General features: G+C 64.0%; 18 protein-coding genes. 8 read left to right on the top strand and 10 right to left on the bottom strand.

Annotated features, from left to right (window positions below; all coding sequences use genetic code 11):
- Positions 1–91: 91 nt before the first annotated feature.
- The 4 genes from SKA58_RS09530 to SKA58_RS09515 form a co-directional block, all read right to left on the bottom strand.
- Positions 92–1,420, bottom strand: coding sequence for an aminotransferase class V-fold PLP-dependent enzyme (locus tag SKA58_RS09530; RefSeq protein WP_037543316.1), 1,329 nt, complete (start codon positions 1,418–1,420; stop codon positions 92–94).
- Between the two features lie 72 nt (positions 1,421–1,492).
- Entirely contained in the window at positions 1,493–2,821 is a 1,329-nt protein-coding gene (locus SKA58_RS09525) for a cell wall hydrolase (RefSeq protein ID WP_009822203.1), read from the bottom strand.
- A 10-nt stretch (positions 2,822–2,831) separates the two neighbouring features.
- Positions 2,832–3,749, bottom strand: a complete 918-nt coding sequence (gene cysK, locus SKA58_RS09520; RefSeq protein ID WP_009822202.1) for a cysteine synthase A — start codon at positions 3,747–3,749, stop codon at positions 2,832–2,834.
- Positions 3,746–5,053, bottom strand: coding sequence for an MFS transporter (locus SKA58_RS09515; RefSeq protein ID WP_009822201.1), 1,308 nt, complete (start codon positions 5,051–5,053; stop codon positions 3,746–3,748). Before SKA58_RS09515 ends, cysK begins: the two co-directional genes overlap by 4 nt.
- Positions 5,054–5,339: 286 nt before the next feature.
- Here SKA58_RS09515 and SKA58_RS09510 point away from each other — a divergent pair, with 286 nt between their 5' ends.
- Positions 5,340–7,481, top strand: coding sequence for a TonB-dependent siderophore receptor (locus SKA58_RS09510; protein WP_037543313.1), 2,142 nt, complete (start codon positions 5,340–5,342; stop codon positions 7,479–7,481).
- A gap of 33 nt (positions 7,482–7,514) precedes the next feature.
- Here the strand turns inward: SKA58_RS09510 and SKA58_RS09505 are convergent, their stop codons facing one another.
- The 6 genes from SKA58_RS09505 to hflK form a co-directional block, all read right to left on the bottom strand.
- Positions 7,515–7,985 (bottom strand): hypothetical protein, encoded by a 471-nt coding sequence (locus SKA58_RS09505; protein ID WP_156784185.1) that lies wholly within the window; start codon positions 7,983–7,985, stop codon positions 7,515–7,517.
- A 17-nt stretch (positions 7,986–8,002) separates the two neighbouring features.
- Positions 8,003–9,340, bottom strand: a complete 1,338-nt coding sequence (locus tag SKA58_RS09500; protein WP_009822198.1) for a LysM peptidoglycan-binding domain-containing protein — start codon at positions 9,338–9,340, stop codon at positions 8,003–8,005.
- 189 nt (positions 9,341–9,529) lie between these two features.
- Positions 9,530–11,140, bottom strand: a complete 1,611-nt coding sequence (locus SKA58_RS09495; protein WP_009822197.1) for a helicase HerA-like domain-containing protein — start codon at positions 11,138–11,140, stop codon at positions 9,530–9,532.
- A 100-nt stretch (positions 11,141–11,240) separates the two neighbouring features.
- Complete coding sequence (locus SKA58_RS09490) at positions 11,241–12,740, bottom strand: Do family serine endopeptidase (RefSeq protein WP_009822196.1); 1,500 nt, start codon at positions 12,738–12,740, stop codon at positions 11,241–11,243.
- A gap of 134 nt (positions 12,741–12,874) precedes the next feature.
- On the bottom strand, positions 12,875–13,723 hold the full coding sequence (hflC, locus tag SKA58_RS09485; RefSeq protein WP_009822195.1) for a protease modulator HflC: 849 nt from the start codon (positions 13,721–13,723) through the stop codon (positions 12,875–12,877).
- Complete coding sequence (gene hflK / locus SKA58_RS09480) at positions 13,723–14,850, bottom strand: FtsH protease activity modulator HflK (protein WP_198005956.1); 1,128 nt, start codon at positions 14,848–14,850, stop codon at positions 13,723–13,725. Before hflK ends, hflC begins: the two co-directional genes overlap by 1 nt.
- Before the next feature lie 74 nt (positions 14,851–14,924).
- Here hflK and SKA58_RS09475 point away from each other — a divergent pair, with 74 nt between their 5' ends.
- The 7 genes from SKA58_RS09475 to SKA58_RS09445 all read left to right on the top strand — a co-directional run bounded on the left by SKA58_RS09475 (position 14,925) and on the right by SKA58_RS09445 (position 23,093).
- Positions 14,925–15,890: an Mrp/NBP35 family ATP-binding protein gene (locus SKA58_RS09475; protein WP_009822193.1), complete on the top strand. Its 966-nt coding sequence runs from the start codon at positions 14,925–14,927 to the stop codon at positions 15,888–15,890.
- Between the two features lie 67 nt (positions 15,891–15,957).
- Entirely contained in the window at positions 15,958–16,392 is a 435-nt protein-coding gene (locus SKA58_RS09470; RefSeq protein WP_009822192.1) for a CoA-binding protein, read from the top strand.
- A 39-nt stretch (positions 16,393–16,431) separates the two neighbouring features.
- Positions 16,432–18,699 carry a molybdopterin cofactor-binding domain-containing protein gene (locus SKA58_RS09465; RefSeq protein ID WP_009822191.1) on the top strand — a complete coding sequence of 756 codons (2,268 nt, stop codon included), beginning with the start codon at positions 16,432–16,434 and terminating at the stop codon, positions 18,697–18,699.
- A complete protein-coding gene (gene hemH, locus SKA58_RS09460) occupies positions 18,696–19,697 on the top strand; it encodes a ferrochelatase (protein WP_009822190.1) in 1,002 nt (333 codons plus the stop codon). The genes SKA58_RS09465 and hemH overlap by 4 nt, the downstream gene beginning before the upstream one ends.
- Positions 19,698–19,721: 24 nt before the next feature.
- Positions 19,722–20,444: an acetoacetyl-CoA reductase gene (gene phbB, locus SKA58_RS09455; protein WP_009822189.1), complete on the top strand. Its 723-nt coding sequence runs from the start codon at positions 19,722–19,724 to the stop codon at positions 20,442–20,444.
- Positions 20,444–20,719 (top strand): ribbon-helix-helix domain-containing protein, encoded by a 276-nt coding sequence (locus SKA58_RS09450; RefSeq protein ID WP_009822188.1) that lies wholly within the window; start codon positions 20,444–20,446, stop codon positions 20,717–20,719. The genes phbB and SKA58_RS09450 overlap by 1 nt, the downstream gene beginning before the upstream one ends.
- A 70-nt stretch (positions 20,720–20,789) precedes the next feature.
- Complete coding sequence (locus tag SKA58_RS09445; RefSeq protein WP_009822187.1) at positions 20,790–23,093, top strand: TonB-dependent receptor; 2,304 nt, start codon at positions 20,790–20,792, stop codon at positions 23,091–23,093.

Raw genomic sequence — 23,093 nt, 5'->3', positions numbered from 1 at the left:
CTCGCCGACTTGCGAACCGCCCATATAGTCCGGGGCAGGGGACTTGTGAAGAGGGGGAACGCGCAATCGCTTTCCAGGTTTCGTCAGCGCTTCACGCAAACAGGCCGCGCTCCGCGATAATCGCCCCCACCAGCCGGTCCAGTTCCGCGCTGCTGTTGAACAGGGCGGGCGTCACCCGCAGCACCGGCCCGCTTGCCAGCCCCGCCTTCGCCACTACGAGCAAATGATATTTGTCGAGGAACAATTTGGCGGCCTTCTTCGCGTCGTCCGGCCCCGTCATCCCCGGCAGCCGGAATGCGCTCACCGCGCCATAGCTGCCCGGCTCGTCGGGCAGCATGATCTCCAGCCCCGGAACGTCGCGCACTCGCTCCACCCAATAATCGCGCAGGCGCAGCAGGTGGCGATGCTTGGCCTCCAGGTCGATGGCGTCCTGCATCGCGATGGCGGCGGGCACGGTCAGCCGGGCGGCGAAATCGACCGTTCCCGTCGGAATCCGCGCGCGAATATCGTCGGCGTCATGGATGCGGTTGCCCAGCCACGGGTTGATGTCCTTCAACCGATCCCTGGCGATATAGATGCCACCTGTGCCCAGCGGCGCGGCCAGCCATTTGTGAAGCGAAAAACCGATAAAGTCGGCGCCGGTGTCAGCGACGGTGAAGGGGATGTGGCCCACCGCCTGCGCGCTGTCCAGGATCACATCGACGCCGCGCGCCTTGGCCATCGCGACAATCGCCTTGACAGGCGGCACCAGCCCGTTGCGGTTCGACAAATGGGTCAGCAGCAACAACTTGGCACGCGGCGTATCCCGCAATATCTTGTCATAGGCGGCAAGGATATTGGCCTTGGTCTGCGGTTCGGGCAGGTCGAACCGCACCAGCCGCGCGCCGCGGCTTTGCGCCAGATAGTCGCAGGCGAACTGCATTTCGTCATAATCGACATCGGCGTAGATCACCGCATCCCCGGCCCGCAGCGGCGCATAATTGGCGATCAGCGCGTAGAGCGCCTCCGTGCCCCCGGCCGACAGGGCGATCTCGTCGGTCGCCGCGCCCAGCATCTGCGCCACCGCCGCGCGCGACGTATCCAGTTCGGCATCGCGCAGATGGCCCGGCGATCCGCCGCGAAGGAACAGGGCATGGTTGCGGTTCACCCAGTGCGACCGCGCGCGATAGGCGGCCTCTACCGGCCGGGTCATCGCGCCATAATAGGCCGCATCGAACGTCGCGAAGTCGCGCCGCACGTCGTAGAGCGCCGCCAGTGCCCTCTGCGCGGCGTCGAAATCATCCATGTCGCCGGTAAAGCGAAAGGGCGGGTCGATCGGCCACTCCTCTGCCGCGACCGCGCTCTGCGCCACTCCCGCCGCGCCCATGGCCAGTCCAACCGCGCCGGCTGATCCCCCCAGAAAATGCCGTCTCGTGACCATCATGTCCCCGCGTTATCGTGATGCTATACCGTAACGATATGGAATGTGCGATCCGCCATCGCGATCGCCGACTTATTCCTGCCGCGACTGCGGGGCGCGCGGCGGGTTCACCGGCGCGATCGTTACTGTTTCGAAGCGCTCCTTCTTGCGCACGCCGGCAAGGCCGGCATCGGTTGGTGGGGCAGGGGGCGCCGCCGCCACCCGCCGCCGCATGCACTGCTCCTTGGGCCGGGGCGTCTGTTCGCAATTCCACAGCGCTCGCTGCAATCCGCTGCCCGCATCGTGAATATAGGCAAAGCTCATCGCGTCGAGTTGCGGGTCGGTGAGCGGCAGCTTCCCCGGCGTTGCGCCCGCCTTCCACGCCATGATCCGGCATTCCAGCCGCCCGGCGCAGAATGTGCGGGCAAGCGCGGGCCAGCCGTCGGGCGATCCGCCGCCCGGCAATTCCACCAGGAAGCTCTTGCCGTCCGGCCCCAGCACCGCCAGCTTCACGCCCGCGACCGACTTGCCCAGCATATCCGCGCCGATGCTCTTGCGCGGCTGCGTCACCAGCGCCTCCAGCCCGCCCGCCGTCACGACCGGCGCGTCCTGCGCCATCACCGGAACCTCGCCGCCCACATGCGCGGGCGACAGCCTCGCGATCTTGCCGATCAGCGGCTCGCCGCCGTCGCGCGTGAAGCGAAAGGCGGGCGGCGTTCCCCACCATCCGCGCCAGCGGAAGAAAAGATGCGTGCCGACCACCGCGATCTTGTCCAGGCTGCCGCTCCAATAGGGCACGACCCAATCGGTATGATAATGGGTGGCGTATCCCACCGGCTTGTAGACCTTGCCCGCCAGCGCTTCCCTGGCGATCTCGCGCGCCCGGTCCCAGGCCGCAGCGCCCGGGGTGCGCGCTAGCGCGCCATCGCAGGTGAAGGTGAACTGGCAGCCGGTGCGCCGCTCTTGCCCCTGAAACACCACGCCGCACACCGTCTTGGGGAAGGCGGGATGGCGCACCCGATTAAGCACGACCTGTGCCACCGCCTGCTCGCCTGTGGCATCGTCGCCCGCCTCGTAGATTTGCGCCGCCGCCAGGCAATCGACCGCCCGCGCCAGATCCTCGGGCGATCCTGCAAAGACGAAGGGCCGCGCCGCCGGATTGGCCAGTTTGGAGAAGGGCACCGCCGCGTTGAAGCGGCGCGCCTCGTCCCGTTCCAGCGCATAGACCTCCACCGGCTCGACCGGCGGCGGCGGGCTGGGCGGTTGCTCGATGCGCGCGACGCGGCCGCGCACCGGTCCAGGGCCATGCGCCACGTCACGGCCGCGCGTCTCCCATCCGGCCACCGCCATGGGCAGCCCGATCAGGATCAGCGCCCAGGCGATCCATGCGAGGGGAGAGGGGGCGTCGGCGCGCGCGGCCATGCAGGGCGGCTTATTCCGGCAGGAAATCGGGCACGGACAGATAGCGCTCGCCCGTATCATAGTTGAAGCCCAGCACCCGGCTGCCCGGCGCCATGTCCTTCAGCTTTTGCGCGATGCCCGCCAGCGTGGCGCCGGACGATATGCCCACCAGCATGCCTTCCTCACGCGCGGCCCGGCGGGCATAGTCCTTGGCATCCGCCGGATCGACCTGCACCACGCCGTCGAGCAGCTGCGTATGCAAATTCGCCGGGATGAAGCCCGCGCCGATGCCCTGAATCGGGTGCGGGCGGGGCTGGCCGCCGCTGATGACCGGAGAAAGCGTCGGTTCGACGGCAAAGACCTTCATCGCGGGCCATTGCTTTTTCAGCACCTCGGCCACCCCGGTGATATGGCCGCCCGTGCCCACGCCCGTTACCAGCGCATCGATCGGCGCGTCGGCGAAATCGGCCAGGATTTCCTGCGCGGTGGTGCGCACATGCACGTCGATATTGGCGGGATTTTCGAACTGCTGCGGCATCCAGCTGCCCGGCGTCTGCCCGACCAGCTCCAGCGCGCGCTCGATCGCGCCCTTCATCCCCTTTTCGCGCGGGGTAAGGTCAAAGCTCGCGCCATAGGCCAGCATCAGCCGTCGCCGCTCGATCGACATGCTTTCGGGCATGACCAGCACCAGTTTGTAGCCCTTGACCGCCGCCACCATGGCCAGGCCCACGCCAGTATTGCCTGATGTCGGTTCAATGATGGTGCCGCCCGGCTTCAGCTCGCCCGACGCTTCGGCCGCCTCGATCATGGCGAGCGCGATCCGGTCCTTGATCGACCCGCCGGGGTTTGACCGTTCCGACTTGATCCACACTTCCGCGTCGCCGAACAGGCGCTGCATCCGGATATGCGGCGTGTTGCCGATGGTTTCGAGTATCGTGGCTGCTTTCATGATGCCTTCTCCTGGCTGATTTCCGCGCGCCCGATGTCGGGTGGATCAAAGCTACGTGCAAGGCGCAATTCTGGAAAGAGTCGCGACCATAATAAGGTAATGATGATTGCGCCGACGCCGCCTCCGATCACCGCCGCCACCGGGCCGACCAGCGCGGCCAGAAAACCCGATTCCGCCTCGCCCAGTTCGTTGGACGCCGAAATGGTGAGCTGCGACAGGCTCGACACGCGCCCGCGCATCGCGTCGGGCGTATGCAATTGCACCAGCGACTGGCGCACGAACACCGACACCATGTCCGCGCCGCCCAGCACGACCAGCGAACCCAGGCCAACGGGCATGGCGATGTCGCGCGACAGGAAGGCGGTGGACCCGAATATGATGGTGGCGATGCCGAACAGGATCACCGCGCCCAGCATCTTCAAACCCACCTCGCTTTTCATCGGGCGGAATGAAAACCACAAAGCCGTCACCGCCGCGCCGATGCCCGGCGCTGCCGCCAGATGGCCCAGGCCCGTCGATCCCACATGCAATATGTCGCGGGCATAGACCGGCAGCAGCGCGGTCGCGCCCGCCAACAGCACCGCGAACAGGTCCAGTGTGATCGTAGCCAGCACCAGCCGGTTGCCCTTCACATAGGCAAAGCCGTCGATCATCTGCCGGACTGGGTGGCGACCCGTCTGACGCGGCGGCTGGGGCACCGGACCGATCAGCAGCATGGCGCCCAGCGCGACGGTGAACAGGCCCGCCGCCAGGGCATAGGCGCCCCAAGGTGTCGCCGCATAGGCATAGCCGCCCAGCGCCGGCCCCGCGATCATGCCCGCCTGCCACGCGACTGAGGAAATGGCGATGGCATTGGGCAGCACCGCCAGTGGCACCAGATTGGGGGCCAGCGCGCCATAGGCCGGGCCGTTGAACGCGCGCGCCGTGCCAACAATCACCGCCATGCCGAATATCAGCGGCAGGCTGACCCAGCCTTCATAGGTCGCAAAGGCCAGCAGCCCCGACGACGCCGCCAGCACCGACAATGTGATGCGGGTGATGATTCGACGGTCAAAATGGTCGGCCACCCATCCCGTGATGGGCGTCAGGAAAAAAAGCGGCAAGAACTGCGCCAGCCCGATCAGCCCCAACTGCGCCGAGGCGCCGGCGGTCGTCATCGTTTCGCGCGCGATATTATAGGCCTGCCACCCCAGCACGATCATCATGCCATATTGCGCCAGCACCGCGCAAAGCCGGCCGACCAGATAGGCGCGGAAATCGGGAAAGCGCAGCGGATGGCGGGGCGGGGCGTCAGGCACGGTCATGGCCGCGCCTTAGCCGGGACGGGGGAGGCGGGCAACGGCCACGCGCGTGGCAGATGCCACCGGCGGCTTGAGGCTGTCGCTGGCGCTTATCCCCCCGCGCTCGACAGCTTCGATCGGCAGGGACGAACTAGCTTCCCGCTATTTTGCCTGCATCCTGAGCATCCCGGCTGCATCCGTATCAGCATTGGATTGCTCCTATTCAAAAACACAGACGTAAAAGCTATTGCAAATTATTCGCATTGTGATTAGCGGGCCGCAACGAACATATATGGGGGACAATCGCACCATGACACGCACTTTCGCCTGGCTTTCCACCGCCGCCCTGTGTGCCTTCGTTGCGCCGGCTTTCGCCCAGGCGCCCGACGCTGCAAGCGCGCCTGATGAAGAGACGATCGTCGTCACCGGCACCTATACGCTGCAAAACAAGATCGACACCGCGACCGGCCTTGGCCTCACCACGCTCGAAACGCCGCAATCGGTCAGCATCATGACCGCGCAGCGTATCCTCGATCAGAATCTCATTACGGTGAAGGACGTCATCACCAACGCGGTCGGCGTATCCGCCAATGAATTTGATGATGTGCGCAACAGCTTTTTCGCGCGTGGTTTTGAAATCCGTAACACGCAGGTCGATGGCGTGCCGGCGGCCTGGACGCTGGCGGGGGGCAATGGCGAAACCAGCATCGACGTGTCCATCTATGAACGGGTGGAAATCGTCCGCGGCGCGACTGGCCTGCTCTCGGGCGCGGGCGATCCATCCGCCTCCGTCAACCTTGTGCGCAAACATGCCGACGCGACCGAATTGACCGGCTATGCCAGCGCCAGCATCGGCAGCTGGGATACCTGGCGTCTGTCCGCAGATGTCGCAGGCCCGCTGACCGCCGACGGACGCGTGCGGGCCCGCCTGGTCGGCCGGTACGAGGAAGGGGACAGCTATATCGACATTCAGCACCGCAAGAAATGGGTGCTTTATGGCGTCGTCGACGCTGACCTCACGGATACCACGCTGGTCCGCGCTGGCATCAGTCATCAGGATACCAAGCCGCGCGGCATTACCTGGGGCGCGTTGCCCACCTTCTACAGCGACGGCTCGGTGACGGACCTGCCGCGATCGCAGACCACGGCGGCGGACTGGACCTATTGGAACACAACCAACCAGAACATCTTTGCCACCGTGCGCCAGGAATTTGGGGATCGCTGGAACCTCACGCTCAACTATAACCGTCTCAAGAACACCGGCGATACGCAGCTGCTCTATCTGTACGGCACCGTGGACAAGGACACGGGCACGATGGACGGCACCAATCCCTATAAATCGTCGGGGCAAAGCATCCAGAACAGCTTCGATGCGCAATTGAAGGGGCTGGTGCCTTTGTTCGGCCGCGACCATGAAGTGGTGCTCGGCGCGCTGCACAGCGTCCTCAAACGCCACACCGACAATTTCGAAGCGCCTTTGCCATGGCTCACCGACCTGCCCGTCATCGGGCAGGAAGGCGTGCCCTATCCCGAACCCATCTGGGGCACGACGCCGGTGCGCAACGAACAGGAACGGATCAAGCAGACTGGCTATTATGGCGCGATGCGCCTCAACATCGCCGATCCGCTCAAGGTCATATTGGGGGGCCGCATCGCCAGCTGGAAACAGACCGGCTATGCCTGGGGCGCGACCAGCGACTATGGCGACGACAATGTCTTCATCCCCTATGTCGGCGCGCTCTATGACCTGACGCCCAACCACCGGGTCTACGCCAGTTATACCAAGATTTTCCAGCCGCAGAATCTTTACGATCGCGAACGGCGGCTGCTCGATCCGCTGGACGGCAATGCCTATGAAATCGGCCTTAAGAGCAGCTTCTTTGGCGGCGCTTTGCAAACCTCGGTCGCGCTGTTCCGCATTGAACAGGATAATGTCGGGCAGATGGATGGGCCTCAGATCATCGTCGATGGGCTGTTGTTCCAGCCCTATCGCGCGGCCGCGGGCGTGGTCAGCAAGGGGTTCGAACTGGAAGCCACCGGGCAGCCGATGCCAGGCTGGAACGTCAATGCCAGCTACAGCCAGTTCAAGGCGGAGGATGCGGACGATGTTCCCGCCAACACCGACCAGCCGCGCAAGCTGCTCAAAATCTTTACCACCTATGATCTGGGCGGGGCGCTTGACGGCCTCACCGTTGGCGGTGGCATCAATTATCGCAGCAAGGCCTATTCGGACGGGGCCAATCCCGTCACCGGCGCGGCCTTCCGCTTCCAGCAGGACGGCTATACGCTGGTCGCGCTGATGGCACGCTATGCGGTGACGCCGCAATTGCAGCTACAAGCCAATGTCGACAATCTGTTCGACGAAAAATTCTACAGCAATATGGGCTCGTTCAGCCAGTATCGCTATGGCGCGCCGCGCAACTTCACCATTGGCGCGACCTACCGTTTCTGATGCGGCCGGGGGACGCGGCGTGCGCCGCGCCCCTCAATCCGCCACGGTCACTTCATAGGCCTCGCCGCTCGTCCCGACAGGATAGACTGACGCGCTGAAACGGCCCTCGACATAAAGGACGCGGCCGCCAGGCATCGCCTGCACGAACTTGCGAGCATGGTCGTCCAACCGCCGCCATTTGCCCCAGCCTTGAAGATCGCTCCTACCTGCCAGCCGCGCCGTGACGTCGGCGCAGGGCTCCTCCCAGAACAGCGTATCGGGCGCATGGCCGGCATAGGCATAGGCGATCTTGCAGGCGGGCTTGCCACGCAGGGTGAAATCGCTCTTGCCCAGCAGGCGCGACTGCGCGCTCGCACTGGTCGTTCGCGCCGTGATGGCCGCAGCGGCACGGGCAGGCGTGCCAGTCTCCTCCATCTGCCGCTGGGATGCGTCGCCCGCTGGCGCGCACCCTGCACTTGCCAGCAGCATCATCGCCCCGGCGGGGGCTAGCCTCCATCGCCGCATCTCGTCAGTCCCTCGGTTCAGTCCGGGTCGAACTCCACATGCAGGTGATTGTTGCTTGTATTGGCGAAGGTTTCAAACTCTACGTCGTAGCGTTCGCCCAATATCGCGCGCACTTCGTCCTGAAAGGCCTGGCCCTGCGCCGCGCTGATATTGTTGCCGCGGAAATCGAGCGCCTGGTCACTATAATGGAGCGACCCATTCATGTGGCGGCTGTCATTGCCGGACGTGATGACCGGAGTGGGCAGCCCCAGCCGCTGCGCCGCCTGCGCGACCGCGCGAATGGCCGGCTCCATTTCGGCATCCAGCCGGCTGATCTGCACAGCCTCGCTCTTGACGTGCACGCCATTAGCCGCCGCCGCCGCGCGCCCGTCGATCGAGCCGCTGACAGGAGTCTGGTCGGCCGGCGCAGTCTCAGCCGCAGCGGCGCCGGGCAGCTCCACGGCAAAATCATCGGGACGATAGCGGTCCAGTTCGGGCACCGTGCCATGATGGTGGACCGCATCGCCCCGGCCCAGCACTGGTCCGTCCAGCGCATTGATCCAGCCCAGATTGTTGGGGCTGCTATAATTGGGATTGGCGTAATTCAGGTGCGATCCCACGGACGATGGCGTGCCTGCCGCCCGCTCGGCCAGATAATCGTCCACCATCTGGTCGACGCGGGTGCTGATCTGGCTCTCAGGAATATCCTCCACGGCATTGCGGCCGTCGGCGCGGGCGATCGGCCCGTTGATGTCGGAAAACTGATTATAAGCATTCACCACGTCCGACACGCTGTCGCCCCAATGGCCCGACGCTGTGCGGTTCAGGATGGTGTCGATGATGCCATGCGCCTGCGCGTCGCCGGCTGATTGCACCCATTCGGTCTGCAGCGTCTTCTTGATGTTGGTGATGTCGGTTTCGCTGAGCGCCAGCGTGCCACCCTCGACGCGCGGCGCGCCCTCGACCGGCGCGACCTGCTGCGTTTCCGTCGCGGGCGCAGCCGTATCGTTGGCGGGGATCGACAGCTGGTCGCCCGGGAAGATGCGATTGGGGTCGGCGATCTGCGGATTGGCCGACAACAGCGCGTCCAGCCCGACGCCGTGGCGCGCCGCGATCTTGCCCAGTGTGTCGCCGAATGCGACCTCATAGCCCTGTGCGGCGCCCGCCGGCAGAGTCAGCTGGTCGCCGACATGGATCAGGTCGGGATTGCGAATGTCGTTGAGCGCCGCCAGCGTGCCGACATCGGTGCCGTAACGCTGCGCGATCTGCGACAACGTCTCTCCCGCGCGCACCTGATGGCTGCCGCCAGGCTCGTTCGTCGCTGTCTGCACATTGTTGGTCGCGTTGTTTTCAGCCGCTGAAACGCCACTCACCATCGACCCTGCTCCTGTCGTTGTGTCAGGGCAGTATAGTCTCAGGCGCCGGCCGCCTCGTCTCTAGTCGGACCGACTAGGTGACTGCGACCTATCGCGCGCCAGCCGCCATCCATCGATCCCATAACCATATGGTTATGAGTGCATGTTGAACATAGCCGCGCATGTGTCCTGTTCGCTGTCGGCTTGCGCCTATTTGAACAGGCTGCCCAAAATGCCGCGCACCAATTGACCCGCGATGCTGCCCGACGACTTTCGCCGCGACGCTCCGCCGAAAACCGCACGCCCCAGTTCATTGGCGACCTGCCGCCCGACAGAGGATGCCGCCGACCGCGTGGCCGATTGCACCGCCCGATCCAGATTGCTGGGCCGCGCAGCCTCGCGGGCCTGCCGCTTCAATTCTGCTTCGCGCTGCTTTGCCTCCAGCTTGGCCTGGGCCGCCGCTGCCTTTTCTGCTTCCGCTTCGGCTTTTTCGGCAGCCGCCGCCGCCGCCGCCGCATCCGCCCGCGCCGCTAATATCTCTTCGGCCGATTCGCGATCGATCGCCTCGTCATATCTGCCGGCGCACGGGGAAATGGACTGGATGATCGCACGCTCCTTGGCATCGATCGAACCCAACCGCGACCGGGGCGGGGCGATCAGCGTCCGCTGCACGACGCCCGGCGCGCCATCCTCCTGTAACAGCGAAACCAGCGCCTCCCCGACCTTGAGTTCCGTGATCGCAGTTTCGACGTTCAGGTCCGGGTTGATACGAAATGTTTCGGCCGCCGCCTTGATCGCCTTCTGATCGCGTGGCGTGAAGGCGCGAAGTGCATGCTGCACGCGGTTGCCCAGCTGCCCGGCCACATCCTCGGGAATGTCGATCGGGTTCTGCGTCACGAAATAGACGCCCACGCCTTTCGACCGAATGAGGCGCACCACCTGCTCGATCTTGTCGGTCAGCGCCTTGGGCGCATCTTCGAATAAAAGATGCGCTTCGTCGAAGAAGAAGACCAGCTTGGGTTTCTCCGGATCCCCGACTTCGGGTAGCGTCTCGAACAGTTCGGATAGCAGCCATAGAAGGAATGTTGCGTAGAGCTTGGGGCTTTGCATCAGCTTGTCGGCGGCCAGCACATTGATGTAGCCGCGCCCTTTCTCGTCCAGCTGAAGCATGTCGTGGATGTCGAGCGCAGGCTCGCCAAAGAAATGGTCGCCGCCCTGGGTCTCCAGTTGCAACAGCTGCCGCTGGATCGCGCCGACGCTGGCCTTGCTCACATTGCCGTAGCGCGCCGACAGCTCGCTGGCATGGTCGGCGCAATAGGCCAGCATCGCTTGCAGGTCGCCCAGGTCCAGCAGCAACAGCCCTTCGTCATCGGCATATTTGAAGGCGATCGACAGCACGCCTTCCTGCGTGTCGTTGAGGCCCATGAGCCGCGCCAGCAGCAGCGGCCCCATCTCGCTGACCGTCGTGCGCACGGGGTGGCCCTGCTGCCCATAAAGATCCCAGAAGATCGCCGGATTATCGGCATAGCTGTAGTCGGTGACGCCGACCTCCCGCGCGCGCGCCACCAGCTTGTCGGCATTCTTCGCGGTCGGCGATCCTGCCATCGCGATGCCGGAAAGGTCGCCCTTCACATCGGCCAGGAAAACGGGCACGCCGCGCGCTGAAAAACCTTCGGCGATGGTTTGAAGCGTCACCGTCTTGCCGGTTCCGGTCGCGCCTGCGATCAGGCCATGCCGGTTGGCCCGGTGCAGGTTCAGCGTCTGGGGAACGCCGCCGTCCTTGTCCGGTGAACCAAGGCCGATGAAAAGTCCGTCGCTCATCGCGATCCCCCACAAAAAAAACCGCCACCCCCGCGCCTGCGGGGATGACGGAATTAGCCGAACATCGCCCTCGCCCACAAGGGGAGAGGGCGTTTGTCCCTTACTTGTCGCGCATCCGCACCGGCAGGAAGATCGGCGGCTGGCCGCGACGCAGCACCTGCAGCAGGATGGCGTTGCGCCCCTGACCGGCGACCGCCTTCACCTGTGCGTCCAGCTCAGCCTGGCTGGTGACCGGGCGATTATTGGCGCTGATGATGACGTCGCCCCGGCGCAGCCCCTTGGCCCCCGCGTCGGTCGACCCGTCGACCCCCGTGATGACAATGCCGCGCGTGTCGGTCGGGATGCCGAGCTGGCGGATGATGCCGGGCGTCAACGGAATCGCTGCGATACCCAGCGACTGTTCGGCGGCCTTGCCGGGCGTCTGCTGCTGTTGCTGGCTGAAATCCTCATCATCCTGGCTCTGGGCGAAGCTGTTCAGCTCGTCTTCGGGCGGTCGTTCGCCCACGACGGCGGTCACCGTCATGCGCTGGCCGTTGCGAATGAGGACGATCGGCACCTTGGACCCGATCGGCTGATTGGCGACGATGGACGAGAGATTCTGGTCCGGATTCACTTCCTGGCCGTTGACGCTGACGATTACGTCACCCGCCTTGATCCCGGCCTTGTCCGCGCCCTTGCCTGGTTCGACGCCCTGGATGAACTCGCCGCTATTCTTGGCCAGTCCCAGCGATTCGGCGAGATCCTCGCCCAGCGGGCTGATCTGCACGCCCAGATAACCGCGCTTGACGGTCTGGCCCTTCATCAGTGTCCTGACGATCGGTTCTGCCTGTTCCGACGGGATCGCAAAGCCGATGCCGACATTGCCACCCGAAGGGGACAGGATCTGGCTGTTGATGCCGATCACATTGCCGCGCATGTCGAACATCGGGCCGCCGCTATTGCCCTGATTGATTGAGGCGTCAGTCTGGATGAACTTGTCGTAGGTGCCACCAGTGCCACGATGCAGCGCTGAGATGATGCCCGCTGTCACGGTGCCCGACAGCGCGAAGGGATTGCCGATCGCGACGACCCAGTCGCCCACGCGCGCCTTGCTGCTGTCGCCGAACTTGACGAAGGGCAGGGCCTTTTTCGGCTCGATCTTGAGCACCGCGATGTCGGTGGCGGCATCCCGCCCGACCAGCTTGGCGGTATATTCCTCGCGATTGGTCATCGTGACGGTGATCTGCTCGACACTCGCGCCTTCCGCGCCGGCCGACACCACATGGTTGTTGGTGACGATATAGCCATCGGCCGAAATGATGAAGCCGGAACCCAGCGATTGGGCCTGCCGGGTCTGCGGCTGGCCCTGGCCAAACAGGTTACCGAACGGCGTGCCGGCAAAGGGGTTCTGAACCTGGACGCGCTGCTTGGTAGAAATGTTGACGACGGCCGGTTGCAGTTTCTCAACCATGTCGGCCAGGCTAGCGGGAGCGCCGGCGGGCGCTGCGGCCTGCAAGCCTTCATTCTGCGCGACCTGCGCGCCGACATTGGAACTGGTTGTGACGGCGATGGCGGTGCCGCCGAGCAGCAGGGCGCCGGTGATGGCATAAGCGTAACGCACTCGTGAAGGTCCTCTTCTGGTCTTCAGGAAATGGAAGGCGGGACTCTGGGGAGAGCCGAGAAATGCGCCGCCTTGCCTTAACCCTCATTGAATGACACTGGTTCCGTAACAAAGCAGCCGCTTTGCCAGCGGGATTAACGTCGGCCCTGGAATTGCCGCAGGAATTCATTGTCCGGCGACAGGATGATGTTCGTCTCGCCGCTGCGTTCGGGCGCGAAGGTATAGCGATAGCTCTGCATGGCCCGGTAGAAATCGTAGAATTGCGGGTCCTTGCCATAGCTTTCGGCATAGATGCGGGCAGCGTTCGCGTCCGCTTCGGCGCGGATGATCTGCGCCTGCTTGGCGCCTTGCGCGCGGATGGTCAGCGCTTCCTGCGATCGGGCGGTACGCATCCGGTTGAACGCGCTTTCCAGCGGCGCGCCATCGGGCAGGTCGGCCCGCTTGATCCGCACGTCGACGATCTGCGCGCCATATTGCCGGGCGACGCGATTGAGGCCGGCCTCGATATTGTCCATCACCTGGCCCCGCTCAGGGCTGAGCAGGGCGGCAAAGGGGCGCTTGCCCAGTTCGTTGCGTAAGGCCGAACCCAGGATCGGCCGCAGCGCGTCGCTCACCCGTTCCTCATTGCCCGCCGCGATATACATGCGCAGCGGATCGACGATGCGGTATCGCGCGAACGCATCGACCTGCAACCGCAGCTGATCGGTCGACAGCACCTGCTGCCGCTCCATCTCGACCGACAGGACGCGCTTGTCGATCCACACGATCTGGTCGACGAAAGGCACGCGCAGGATGATGCCCGCGCCGGTCTTTCCAAAGGGTTCGCTCGCGCGATAGCTGTTGATGATATATTTGGGGTCGCCGAAGCGAACGACCACGCCCTGCTTGGTTTCAGGCACGATCGCGACCGTGCTGCCGACGATGATCAGCAGGACCAGCGCGATGATCGCCAGCGCGACGGGGTGACGCAGGAATCCGGGCATCACTGGCCCTCCGTGCTGGACGCTTCGGGCGTCGGGGTCGCCTGCGCGCGCCGCTTGATTTCGGGCAGCGGCAGATAGGGGGTCACGTTGCTCCCCTCGACGATGGTCTTATCGACATCCGACAGGACGCTCTCCATGGTTTCATAATACATGCGCCGGCGCGTCACTTCGGGTGCCAGCCGATATTGTTCATAGACCTTGTCGAAGGCGGCGGCCTCGCCCTGCGCCTTGGCCGTCACCTGCTGCGCGGCGGCGCGTGCTTCGTTAAGGTAGGTCTGCGCAGTCTGCTGTGCGGCCGACACTTCCTTGAACGCGTCATTGACGGCGGTCGGCGGGTCGGCCTGCTTGATCGCGACGCCCTGGATGCGGATGCCTGATTTATAGCCGTCCAATATCTCCTGCATCCGCTGTTCGACCTGCTGTTCGATCGTGGTGCGGCCCGCGCCCAGCGCGTCGTCCAGGCTGACGCTCGCCAGCACCGCCCGCATCGCGCTTTCCGCCACTTCGCGCACCGTGTCGTCAGGGTCGGAAAGTTGGAACAGGTAGAGTTCGGGATTACGGATGTTCCAGCGTACCGAATAAGCGAGGTCGATGATATTCTGGTCGCCGGTCAGTACCAGATTTTCGCTTTCCGCGCTCAACGATCCGATGTCGATGGTGCGGATTTCCTCCACGTCCACCGTCGTCACCGCCTCGAACGGGGCCGGCAGGGTCAGGCTGATCCCCGGGGACAGCGTGCGGCTATATTTGCCGACGAAGGTCACGACGCCGCGTTCCTGCGGGCCGATGCGATGCACGCTTGTGAGCAGCAGCCACAGCACCAGGATGATGCCGATTGCGATCGGCCACAGCGCCTTGCCGGCGGCCGAGGGCGGCATGCCGCCAAAGCCGCCATTGCGTCCGCCGCCACCCTGACCGAAGCTGTCGCGACCACGCCGCAACAGTTCTTCGATCGCGGAGGGACCCTTCTGCCCGCCGCCGGTCGGTTTGCCGGGTTGAGTCCAGGGGTTGCGCGGCCCGCCGTCGCCGTCCTTTGGTCCGTCCCCGCCGGGTCCGTCATTCTTGCCCCCCCAGGGGCCTTGGACCATCGCTGTGATCGCGGGCATCCACCCGAAAATTCTTCTCATGCCACCCTCTATAGGAAGGCTCTCGCCTGAAAAACAGTGCCAATGGGCGCGAAACTTGCCTACAGCGCATCGGCATGACCGATCTTGACGATTTCGCCGCCCGCCTGAAGACCCTGACCGATGGCCGCGCCAGCACGCCGCGGCTGCGCGACGGGGTGATGATGCTCTCTCTCGACGTGGGCGGCCTTGGTCCCGATCAGCGCGACGGGCTGATCGCGGCCATCCGGGAAGGCGGCCTGACCGTGCCCGGCGTCAGCGATGTGCGGATCGTCATGACTGCCGAGCGTCGTCCGCTGCGCATCCTGGTCGTTGCGTCGGGCAAGGGGGGCGTTGGCAAATCGACGCTGTCAGCGAACCTTGCCATCGCGCTGCACCGCCTTGGCCTGAAAGTCGGGTTGGTCGATGCCGATATTTACGGCCCGTCGCAGGCGCGGCTGATGGGCAGCGAGGATCAAAAGCCGGTCGCCCGCGACAAGAAACTGATCCCCGTCACCGGTGCGATGGGCGTGCCGATGCTGTCGATGGCGCATCTGGTCGAACCGGGCAAGGCGCTGGCCTGGCGCGGGCCGATGGTGAGCGGGGCGCTCGGCCAGCTGATCGACGCTGACTGGGGCGATACCGACCTGCTGATCGTAGACCTGCCGCCGGGCACCGGCGACATCCAGCTGTCGATGGTGCAAAAGCACAAGCCTGCCGGTGCGGTGATCGTGTCGACGCCCCAGGACCTCGCCCTCATCGACGCCACGCGCGCCGTCAGCCTGTTCGCGCAGGCCGGCGTGCCGATGGTGGGGCTGGTGGAGAATATGGCGGGCTATGCCTGCCCCCATTGCGGCGAAATTTCCGACCCGTTCGGTCAGGGTGGCGCGGAACGGGAAGCGGCGGCGCTGTCCATGCCGTTCCTGGGCCGCGTGCCGCTCGCCATCGATATTCGCCGCCAGTCCGACGCAGGCGATCCGCCGGCGGCAGGCGAAGGCCCCCATGCCGACGCCTTCCGCGCGATCGGGCAAAAGGTGGCGGCGTGGCTGGACCAGCCCGCCTGATCGGGGCTGACGGGGAACGTCTGGCCGCCTCGTGCATCTTCTGTCTTGACCAGATAAGGAGAAAGCCGTGCCGCTTACCCACCCGCAGGATATTGCCGCGCTGCTGGAGCGCACCCGCACCATTGCGCTGGTTGGCATATCGGATCGGCCGGATCGGCCGAGCTATGGCGTCATGGCCTTCCTTCAGGATCATGGCTATCGCGTGCTCCCGGTCAACCCGCAGTTGGCGGGCGAGCATGTCCATGGCGAATTTGTCTGGGGGCGCCTGTCAGACATCGGCGTGCCGATCGACATGGTGGATATTTTCCGCCGCAGCGAAGCGGCTGGCGAGGCGGTGGATGACGCCATCGCCGTGGGTGCCAAGGCGGTCTGGATGCAGATCGGCGTCGTGAACGAAGCTGCGGCGGCACGTGCGGAGGCGGCTGGCCTGGATGTGGTGATGGACCGCTGCCCCGCCATCGAAATTCCCCGTCTGGGCGTCGCGCCGATCCGCGCCGAATAGCTCTAGGCAGCAGCATTGCGCGCCAGTATCAGGCAGCTCATGGGGCGCGCACCGCGGAAGCAATTGGACAGAGGAAAGGGCCTCGATAGGCGGACGCTGCTGATCGGCGGCGGGGCGGCGGCAGGGCTTTTGCTCGCGTGGGGCGCCTGGCCGCGCACCTACGCGCCCAACCTCGCTGCCGGCCCTACGGAAACCATCGTCAACGCCTTCCTGAAGATCGACCGATCGGGCCAGATCATCGTTGTCGTCCCCCAGACCGAAATGGGGCAAGGGGTAACGACGGTTCTGCCGCAGATATTGGCGGACGAACTGGGCGCGGATTGGCGCACCGTCGCCGTGCAAAGCGCGCCGATAAGCCCACTTTACGCCAATGAGCTGTTAGCGCGCGAATGGCTGGCCAGCGATTGGACCCGGCTGCTGGGCGACGCCGGACGCTGGGCGATCGACCAATATGCGACCCGCAGCGCGCTGATGCTGACAGGCGGCGGCACGTCGATCCCGATGTTCCATGACGCCTATCGCGATGCGGGCGCTGCGGCCCGCGTTCTGCTGTGCAAGGCGGCGGCTGCGCGCTGGAGCATTCCCTGGGAAAGCTGCGACATACAGGAAGGCCTCATTTCCGATGGGGCGCAGCGGCGGATGAAGATCGGCGATGTGGCCGGCGAGGCGATGGCGTTCGACCTGCCGCCGATCCTGCCTTACCGGCAGGGACAGGATGGCCGGCTGGCGGGGCAGGATCTTGCGCGTCTGGACACGCCATCAAAGATCGACGGCACGCATAATTTTGCCGCCGACGTCCGCCTCCCTGACATGGTGTTCGCATCCATCCGACAGGGACCAATTGGCGATGCGACCCTTGCCGGGCTGGACGATCGTGCTGCGAGTAGCGTCACGGGTTTCCTCAAGCTGGTGAAGCAGGATCGCTGGGTCGCCGCGGTGGCAAGCAACTGGTGGGCGGCGAACAAGGCGCTGGACCTTGCGGACCCTGTTTTCACCCTGCGCGGGACAGCGGTCAGCAGCGAAGGCATCGACGCTGCGCTGGAGGCGGCATTTTCCAAATCATCGGGCCGCCGTCTCTATGCGCAAGGCGATCTGGAGCCGGTCTTCGACGGCGCGACCATATTGGCGAGCGAATATCAGGTCGATGCCGCCCTTCATCTCGCGATCGAGCCGCCCTGCGCCACCGCGCGCGTGACCCAAGGCGGCGCGGAAATTTGGATGGCTACCCAGGCCCCCGGTCTGGCCCGCGATGCCATAGCCGATGCGCTTGGCCTTTCCCGGGAGGCGGTAACACTTTATCCGCTCCATGCAGGCGGGTCCTTCGGCCGGGCGATGGACTGGGATGTGGGCGTTCAGGCCGCAATGATCGCCCGTGACATGGGGCGACCGGTGCAACTCCTATGGTCGCGGCTGGAGGATGTCATCCAGGATCGACCGAGCGCGCCGGCGCGCGCGCGCATGGCCGCCAAGGTCGGGCGCAATGGCGCGATCGAAGGCTGGCTGGCAAAGGTTGCCGCGCCCTGCGCGATGACACAGACATGGGCGCGCATCGCCGACGGCAAGCTGCCGCATGAAGCCGCGCAGGACGGGGCCGAAAGTGCGAACCGGCTCGCCGTCGCGGGCATGGTGCCGCCCTACGCCATTCCCAATTGGGCGATCGATCATTATCCGGCCGGTGTCGGCCTGCCGCTTGGCTTCATGCGCGGCAATGCGCGTCTGCATGGCACCTTCTTCACCGAAAGTTTCATCGACGAACTGGCGCATCTTGCCAATATCGAGCCCATGTCCTTCCGCATCCAGATGCTGGGCGGCAATCCCCGCCTGGCGCACTGCCTCACCACCGCGGCCGCGATGGGGGGCTGGCAGGGCGGCGTGGCCGGCAGCGGGCAGGGGATGGCGGCGCACATGATCAACGGGGCCTATGCTGCCGTCATGGTGGAAGCGTCCATGTCGGGTGACCGGCTTTCGGTCGGCCGGATCATCGCCGCCGTCGACGCTGGCGATCCGGTGCATCCCGATATCGCCCGCCAGCACATCGAAAGCGGCCTTGTCTTCGGCCTCGCCTTCGCAACCGGCGCATCAGTTTCTTATGCGCACGGCCTCCCGACCCGCGCTATCCTGGGCCGCATGAACCTGCCACGATTGGCCGACATAGGAGAGGTATCCGTCGAGATGATCCGCAGCACGGCCGATCCCGCCGGCACCAGCGATCTCGTCGCGCCGCTTATGGCTCCCGCCATCGCCAACGCCCTTTATACATGGACTGGCCAGCGCATCCGCAGCCTGCCCCTTGTAGGAACGCCATGACCCTGCCAGCCGATCATCCCGTCATCCCCGCGCCAATGGTGGGTGTGCTGCTTATCAATTTAGGCACGCCGGATGCGCCAGACCCTGTTTCGGTCCGCCGCTATCTGGCCGAATTTCTCTCCGACCGGCGTGTCGTGGAAATCCCGCCATTCCTGTGGCAACCGATCCTGCGCGGCGCGATCCTGACGACTCGGCCGAAAAAATCGGCCCACGCCTATCAACAGGTATGGATGACGGAAGGGTCGCCGCTCGCCGTCCACACGCGCGCCACTGCGCAGGCGCTTCAGGATGCTATGGGGGGCGGAGTGCTTGTCGACTGGGCAATGCGCTATGGCAATCCCGCCATCGGCGAGCGGCTGAAGGCGATGAAGCAAGCCGGGTGCGATCGCATATTGCTCGCGCCGCTCTATCCGCAATATAGCGGCGCGACTACGGCCACCGCCAATGATGCCGCTTTCGCGGCCCTGGCGAAGATGCGCTGGCAACCGGCGGTGCGCACCCTGCCGCCTTATCATGACGATCCTGCCTATATCGGCGCCCTGCGCCGCTCGATCGAAGGGGCCATCACCGCCTTGTCCTTCCGCCCCGATGCGCTGCTCGCCAGCTTTCATGGCATGCCCGAACGGACGCTGAAACTGGGCGACCCCTACCACTGTCATTCGGTCAAGACCGCGCGCCTGCTGGGGGAGGCCTTGTCAATACCGGTCCATATGAGTTTCCAGTCGCGCTTCGGGCGGGCCAAATGGCTTGAGCCTGAGACCGAAGCAACACTGGCCAAATTGGTGCGTGAAGGTGTCCGCAACATTGCCGTGGCAACACCAGGCTTTTCAGCGGACTGCCTTGAGACGCTCGAAGAGATTGCCATGCGCGCAAAACAGGCTTTTTTGGCCGCTGGCGGGGAAAATTTCGCCTATTTGCCCTGTCTAAACGCATCCGCGGAGGCTATCACCCTTTACCAGAGGCTTATAGGCCGCGAACTTTCGGGTTGGATGGACTGACCCTGTTTGGAAGAGGACGCTGATATGTCGAGAGTGGCGATCGTAACCGGCGGTACGCGGGGCATCGGGGAGGCGATCAGTCTCGCGCTCAAGGAAATGGGTTATGCCGTCGCCGCCAACTATGCCGGCAACGACGAAAAGGCCAAGGCGTTCACGGACAAGACCGGCATTGCCGCTTTCAAATGGGACGTGGGCGATCACCAGGCCTGCCTCGACGGCTGCGCGCAGGTTGCCGAAGTGCTTGGGCCTGTCGATATCGTCGTCAACAATGCCGGCATCACCCGCGACGGCGTTCTGGCGAAGATGAGCTTCGACGACTGGAACGAGGTCATGCGCATCAACCTGGGCGGCTGCTTCAACATGGCGAAAGCCTGTTTCGGCGGCATGCGCGAAAGGGGGTGGGGCCGCATCGTCAATATCGGTTCGATCAATGGCCAGGCGGGGCAATATGGCCAGGTCAATTATGCGGCCGCCAAGTCGGGCATCCATGGCTTTACCAAGGCGTTGGCGCAGGAAGGCGCCAAATATGGCGTGACGGTCAATGCCATCGCGCCCGGCTATATCGACACCGACATGGTCGCGGCCGTACCTGCCCCTGTGCTGGAAAAGATCGTCGCCAAGATTCCGGTCGGCCGGCTGGGGCAGGCCCATGAAATCGCGCGCGGCGTCGCCTTTTTCTGTAGCGAGGATGGCGGCTTCGTGACCGGCAGCACGCTGTCGATCAACGGCGGCCAGCATATGTATTGATGGACATGGGCGACCTTGACGATCCTGACGGGTCGCCCTTCGCCCCGCCGGTGAAGCGGAGCGTCACCATCGCCGGCCACCAGACCGCCATCAGTCTGGAACCAATATTCTGGGACGCGCTACGCCGCGCGGCCGGCGACCGATCCATTCCCGTCAACGCCCTGATCGCACGGATCGACCTTGCGCGCATGGCGGCCGACCCAGCGCCCAATCTGGCGAGCGCAATCCGCTGCTGGCTGTTTCTGCGGCTGGCGGCAATTGGTGATAAGAATTAGTTGCAATAGCATTTGACTATAAGAACGATTCGCAATAGCAGCCTCCTCGACAATATGGGGGAGACTATCCATGTCCAAAATCGCATCCACCTCTTTTCTTGCGCTCGGCTGCGTCGGCGCTCTGGCCTTTTCCGGTGCCGCGCAGGCGCAGACGCAGGGGGATGAAACCGCCCGCAAACTGGGCGGAATGACTGTCACCGACACCGCTATCGACGAGCCTGCGATCAAGGTCGACAAGCCGGAATCACCCAAATATGTGCGCCCGCTGCTGGACATGCCGCAGACGATTACCATCGTTGGCAACCAGACCATCCAAAAGCAGAATTTGCTGACCCTGCGCGACGTTTTGTCGACGATCCCCGGCATCACCTTCGGCGCGGGTGAAGGCGGCGGCGGCTATGGCGACAATATCAATCTGCGCGGTCAGAGTGCCAATACCGATATCAGCATTGATGGGGTGCGCGACAGCGCGCAATATAGCCGCACTGACCCGTTCAATATCGAACAGATCGAAGTCACCAACGGCGCCAATTCCGTTTATGGCGGGTCCGGAGCGATTGGCGGCAACATCAATATCGTCACCAAGCGGCCCAAGGGCTATGATGAGACGCTGGTTCAGGGCGGTATCGGCACGTCGGACTATTATCGCGCGACGATCGACAGCAATGTGCGCGTGTCCGACTTCGCGGCCGTGCGGCTCAATGCCATGTATCATGAAAATGACGTGCCGCGCCGCGACGTCGATCGCTACGAACGTTGGGGCGTTGCGCCCTCTGTGAAGCTTGGACTTGAAGGGCCAACCTCGCTGACGCTGCTCTACACCCATCAGGAAGATCAGAACACGCCGCTATACGGTGTGCCCTATTACAAGAATGCCTTTCACGACGGTATTCTGCCCGGCGTGCCCTACAGCGGCTATTATGGCTATCGCAATCTGGACAAGCAGGACCAGACGATCGATCAGGCCACCGCGATCTTCGATCATCGCTTCAGCGACGTCTTTTCCATCCGTAATCTGTCGCGCTGGCAGCGGGTTGAACAGGAGCTGATCGTCAATCCGCCACAGGGCGATTATTGCCTGGCCAGCGGTTTGCTGGCGAATGGCGATCCCTGCTCGGATACGCAGGTGCCCGGCACCTATTATCCTCGCGGACCACGGGGCGGTTTCCGCAATACCGAGAACCAGACCCTCTACAATCAGCTTGACCTGACCTTTGCCATTCCAGGTGGTCATAGCCTGGTGATCGGCACGTCCGCGCTGCAGGAAGATTACACGCTCGACAGCGGCAACGTGCTGCGCAATGTCGGTGGTGCCTTGCCCAACCCGACGCTCGATCCGATCGACATTAGCAATCCCGATGCCATTTATACCGGGCCCGTCAATCCGATCCGCACCCGGCGCGATGACGGCGACCTGTTCAACGTCGCCGCCTATGCCTTCGCAGCGGTCAAGATCGTGGAGCAGGTCGAACTCAATGGCGGTATCCGCTGGGAGCATAATCGCGCCCGTTTCCGGTCAGACAGCATCGCGACACCGGCGCTTGGCGGCGCATATAGCGCCGGCGCGCGGCAGCAGTCCACGGACGACCTCTTTTCCTACCGCGTAGGTCTGGTGTTCAAGCCTGTCGACTATGCCAGCCTGTATGTCGCTTACGGCAATTCGAAGAACCCGGTGAGCACCACCGTGCGATCGGGCTGCGGACTTGCCGATGAAGGCAACAACTTCACCGACCCCTGCAACATCAAGCCTGAACAGGCAGTCAATTACGAAATTGGCGGCAAGATCGATTTGTTCGACCGCCAGTTGCAATTGAGCGCGGCGTTGTTCCGTAATGAGCGCACCAACTACCGGGTCACCTCCAATGACCCGTTGGTCGGCGATCTGGCCGTCAATGACGGACGCAACCGGGTCAATGGGGTGACGCTGGGCGCCACTGGCAACATAACGCCCGCCTGGACGATCTTCGCCAATTATACCTATCTGGACACCAAGGTGATCCAGAGCATTTCCGATTATCAGAAATCGCAGGGTGTGGTCGATCTTCAGGCCGGCAACTCCATGACGAACAATCCGAAGCATTCGGGCAGTCTGTTCACGACCTACACGCTGCCGTTTGGGCTGCAACTGGGCTATGGCCTGACCTATCAGGGCAGCTGGTATCTTTCCAATGCGACTGGTGCGCCGATGTACAAGACGGACGATTATCTGGTCCATCGGGCGATGCTCTCCTATCCGGTCACGGAAAGTCTGACTGCGCAGCTCAATGTCCAGAATTTCACCAATGAGAAATATTTCACCAGCGTACGCAACAATGGCTGGGCCAATCCAGGGGAGGGGCGGTCCTGGGTCCTGACGCTCAATTACAAGATTTGA

Source organism: Sphingomonas sp. SKA58, from assembly GCF_000153545.1.
Taxonomy (GTDB): domain Bacteria; phylum Pseudomonadota; class Alphaproteobacteria; order Sphingomonadales; family Sphingomonadaceae; genus Sphingobium; species Sphingobium soli.
Note: the sequence above shows the minus strand (reverse complement) of the source record. Positions and strands in the feature narration are given on the sequence as shown.